General features: G+C 67.0%; 3 protein-coding genes. All 3 read right to left on the bottom strand.

Translation table 11 applies throughout. The annotated features are described in order from the left end of the window. Positions 1-64: 64 nt before the first annotated feature. Genes AC1D1S_RS19960 through AC1D1S_RS19950 form a run of 3 tightly spaced genes read right to left on the bottom strand, consistent with a single transcriptional unit; the run spans position 65 to position 3,659 of the window. Positions 65-934 (bottom strand): universal stress protein, encoded by an 870-nt coding sequence (locus AC1D1S_RS19960; RefSeq protein ID WP_243177757.1) that lies wholly within the window; start codon positions 932-934, stop codon positions 65-67. 32 nt (positions 935-966) lie between these two features. Further along, positions 967-2,283, bottom strand: a complete 1,317-nt coding sequence (locus AC1D1S_RS19955; RefSeq protein WP_243177759.1) for an erythromycin esterase family protein — start codon at positions 2,281-2,283, stop codon at positions 967-969. Further along, a complete protein-coding gene (locus AC1D1S_RS19950) occupies positions 2,280-3,659 on the bottom strand; it encodes an MBL fold metallo-hydrolase RNA specificity domain-containing protein (protein WP_476995300.1) in 1,380 nt (459 codons plus the stop codon). The genes AC1D1S_RS19955 and AC1D1S_RS19950 overlap by 4 nt, the downstream gene beginning before the upstream one ends. Between the last annotated feature and the right edge of the window lie 139 nt (positions 3,660-3,798).

Here is a 3,798-nt window from a genome sequence, read left to right as displayed (position 1 = left end):
CTCCAAAAGGGCGCTCTCCAGCCAGTTCCGGGACCTTGCCGGCAACGGGTTGCTCGCCGGGCGGTCAGTCCCCGTGCTTGACCTTATGCACCTTCGTGACGATGGTGGGGCACGGCACGTTCAGGAGCACAGCGTGCGCCGTGGAGCCGAGCACCGTCCGGGAGAAACCGCCACGTCCCCGACTTCCGATCACCAACTCCCTGGCGCCGGCGGCGATATCCACGAGGGCCTTGGCCGGTTCGGTGTTCGTCTCAAGGCGCTGATGGACCACCAGGTCGGGGTATTTGTCGCCGAGCCCGGCGACCGACTCGGCGAGAACAATCCGGTCCTCTTCGACGATGCTCTCGGCGAGACCACTGGTCGGCAGCTGCTTCTCGACCCACCGGGCAGGGCTCTTGAACGCGAGGACCACGGTGAGCTCGTCTCCACCCCAATCAGCTTCGGCGGCCGCGAAGGCGACGGCCTGCAGCGACTCCTCGGAGCCATCCACGCCGACCACGACGCCCTTTGCCCCCGTGGCCGGTTTCGCCGGCACGACGGCTACCGGGCATTCCGAGGCCGAGACAATCTGCAGGGCCCGGTCCGTCATGGGACCGCCGCCCATCCAATGTTTGTCATGGCCGCCAACCACGATCATGGCGGCCTCCTTGGAGACTTCCCGGAGCACCGAGCCGCCGCTGCCATGACGCAGCTGGATGTCCACAGTGACGTCCGGGGCCTGTTCACGGGCGGCCGTCTCAGCGTCCCGAAGCAGTTCCATCCCCGATTCCCGGATGATCTCGTGGTAYTGAAAATCCGGTGACATCCACCTGTCGTCCACCGCGTGGACGACCGTGACCGGGAGCTTGTCCCGGGCGGCCCGGTCAAGGGCCCAGGCCAGGGCGGCGTTGCTGCCTGCGGACCCGTTGACGCCGACGATGATTGCTTTGCTCATGCTGATTCCTGCTTCCTGGAATGCACACCGGCCTAGAATCCGGTGGGCTCGGTCTCGAACTCCGGTTCGCGGGGCGGGCCTTCATGGTGCACCGGGCGCAGCGCTGCGGTGTGTTCCAGCCAGATGAGTGCGTCGTAGCGCTCCCCCATCCGGGTCGGAACGTAGTTTCCGGCGTCCCGTTCCGGGTGGTAGACGACGCCGATCGCCCGGTGTCCGAGCCGTGTCGAGAGCCACGGCCCGGTCCGGTCGTCGCCGAACACCAGCACTGAGGGCACCCCCAGGGCCTGATGCAGGAAGTCTTCGTGGCTGCCCGGGCGCGCTTCCGGAACCGTCAGGATGCGTTCGGGGCGGCCCCACCCGTCGGAGGCGAGCACGGAGCCGCGGTGGGCTGCGAAGCCGACCAGCAGCACACCTTCGCCCGCGTGGCGTTCGCGCAGCAGCTGCCCGACGTTGACCAGGCCGTCCTGCGCCATGTCGGTGGCCCGGGCATCGCCGATGTGTGTGTTGTGTTCCCAGATCAGTCCCTTCGACGCCGGACCGAGGTGCCTGCTGACCCGGTCGATGGTGTCGGCCATATGGTGGTCGCGGACGTTCCAGGACTGCCTGTCGCCGCGGACCATGATGCGGTAGTAGTGCTCGGCGTTGGCCGCGACTTCAGCGTTCTGGACGGCGTCGAAGGCGTCCTCCTCATGCCGGCCGGGGCTGAAGGCCCGGTTCCTGACCTCGGTCAGGAGGGCCACGACGTCGGGCTCGCAGGACTGCGGCACCAGCCGCGTGCTCCAGGCGTACTGGTGCGGGTCCTCGTGGTGGGGCAGGAAGCACTGCCAGGCGCGCTCCGCCGCGGGGACGGCGTCGGGAACGTTCGCCTGCAGCCAGCCGATGATTTCGCGCAGCGAATCCCAGAGCGAGTAGACATCCAGTCCGTAGAAGCCGACACGTTTGTCCAGCGGCCTGGCCAGGTTCCAGCTGCGCAGCCAGTCCAGGAACGCCGCGACTTCCTCGTTGGCCCACATCCAGGTTGGCCAGCGTTCGAAGCCGGCCAGCAGCGCGTGGACGCCCTGGTCCTTCCCCTCCAGGCCGCGGACCCAGCGGTTGATGCGCCAGCAGTCTGGCCAGTCCCCTTCCACCCCAATCCAGTTGTAGCCTTCCTCCGCGATGAGCCGCCTGCTGAGGGTGTCGCGCCAGGTGTAGAACTCGTGGGTKCCGTGGGAGGCCTCGCCGATGGCTACAAAACGGCAGTCGGCCGCGCGCCGCACGAGGCCGTTGAGGTCCCGATCGGTTTTCAGTGGCCGGGCGAGATCGTGGACCTCCTTCAACACGGTGGACCGGGTGACGGCCTCGGGGTTCATCGCGGATCCTCGACGTCGATCGTCTCCAGGTATTCGGGCACCCTCGCCCGCCAGCCGAGTTCGCGTTTGATCCTGACACGCAGGGCGTCCGACGCGTCCGGGTCACCGTGCGTGATGTAGGTCATGCGGGGCGCTGCTTCTGCCGTCCTCATCCACGCGATGATGGCGTCGCCGTCGGCGTGCGCGGACAGGCTTTCCATCTGGATAACCTCGGCCCGCACCTTGACGTCCTCCCCGTAGATGCGCAACTCGCGTTCACCGGCAGCAAGGGTGGCCCCCCGCGTGCCGCTGGCCTGGTAGCCGCTGAGGATGATGGCGTTTTTCGGGTCGGGGCCGTACGCCGCGATGTGGTGCAGGATCCGTCCGCCAGTCAGCATGCCGCTGGCCGAGATGATGATCATGGGGCCGCCGCGCAGGTTCAGCAACTTGGATTCGTCCACGGTGCGGGTGAGTTTGGCCAGTTTGTACATGTCCACGTACTCCTCCCGCTTGAGCCGGTGTTCTTCGGGGTGGCGCTGGTACATTTCGGAGGCGTCGATGGCCATGGGGCTGTTGACGTAGACCGGGATGCGAGGAATCGCGCCCTTGCGCAAGAGCCGGGACAGGTACAGCATCAGCGTTTCGGCCCGGCCGACGGCGAACGCGGCAAACATGATGACCCCTCCGCGTTTCGCGACGCGGTTGATGATCTCTCCCAGCAGCTTCTCCGGATCCTCAGTGGAGTGTTTCCGGTTGCCGTAGGTTGATTCGGTCACCAGGATGCCGGTTTCGCCGAGCGGACGGGGCGGATACATGAACGGGTCATCGGCCCGGCCCAGGTCCCCGGTGAAGTGCACGGACTGGGAGCCAAGCCGGACGTGCACCTGGGCGGCCCCCAGGATGTGCCCGGCCGGCACGAACGTCAACTCCATGCCATCGCCAAGGTCAAGGGGAACATCAAACTCGACGATTTTGAATCTGTTGAGGGACGCGACGGCGTCCGCAGCCGTGTAGAGGGGCAGGGCGGGATCATGCGCGGATGACCCCCGCTGCGAGGCATACCGGGCCTCCTCCTGCAGGTGGCCGCTGTCCGGCAGGATGAGTTTGCACAGGTCTGTGGTGCCGGCCGTGGCGTACACGGGGCCGCCGAACCCGTCCCTGACCAGGGCAGGGACATATCCGGTGTGGTCCAGGTGCGCGTAGGTCAGCACCACGGCGTCGATGGACCGCGGCGGCACCGGAAAGGGCGCCCGGTTGCGCTCGCGGCTGCGCTCATAGCCCTGGAAGAGTCCGCAGTCCACCAGCACGCGCCCGCCGCCGGCGTCGATCAGGTAGCGTGAACCGGTCACGGTGTCGGTGGCACCAAGGAAGTTCAGGCTCGGCTGCTGGTACTTCATGGCGCCCCCGTGGACCTTCTTCTTGCGTAAATTGTGCGTTGATTGCGCGCGGACCTGTGACCTGCGCAAACCTGAGACCAGCGCGAACCTGTGTCCTGAACGACCCCAGAGAACTGCACGGACCCGCGGCTCGCGGTGT

This window comes from Arthrobacter sp. P1_A5 (genome assembly GCF_056406825.1).
Note: the sequence above shows the minus strand (reverse complement) of the source record. Positions and strands in the feature narration are given on the sequence as shown.

Bases quoted from the DNA above. Each gene is read 5' to 3' on its own strand.
- AC1D1S_RS19950 (WP_476995300.1), bottom strand. From the start codon at position 3,659: ATGAAGTACCAGCAGCCGAGCCTGAACTTCCTTGGTGCCACCGACACC.